Annotated in this window: 1 pseudogene; it reads right to left on the bottom strand. The window is 71.9% G+C overall.

What is annotated here, in order from left to right:
- Window positions 1-424 (bottom strand): annotated as a pseudogene (locus WU80_RS24850) (hypothetical protein); the annotation flags it as partial.

Below are 424 nucleotides of genomic sequence, written 5' to 3'. Positions count from 1 at the left end.
GGGTGCGGCGCTGATCGCGCTGACCGGGACCGCGGTGTGGCCCATCGCCGGCACGGCCGGGGCGCTGTTCCAGGCCACCGGCACCGACAGCTTGCCACCGATCGAGCCGGCCCCGCCGATGGCCGCCGCTGGGTGCACCGCACCCGCACCGCCACCGAGCAGACCACCGAGCCCACCCAGGCCGGGCAGGGCCTTGGCCGCCGCGGGGGCCGCACCACCGATCGCGCCGACCGACTTGGCGATCTGCACGAAGTTGTTGCCCATACCGATGCTGAAGTAGGGCAGACCCTCGGTGTTGTAGAAGAGGCTCGCGAACGGGCTGTAACCGTTGACGGCCGTGCCCAGGTTGGTGGGCAGGGTGGTCTGGCCGGTCAGCAGGAACCACAGCTCCTGGAACGGATCGGTCGTGGTGGCCGCGGCCTGG

The sequence above is a fragment of the Mycobacterium sp. UM_11 genome, from assembly GCF_001414075.1.
In the GTDB taxonomy this organism is placed as follows: Bacteria; Actinomycetota; Actinomycetes; order Mycobacteriales; family Mycobacteriaceae; genus Mycobacterium.
The sequence above is the reverse complement of the archived record's forward strand: the minus strand, read 5'-3'. Positions and strand labels throughout refer to the sequence as shown.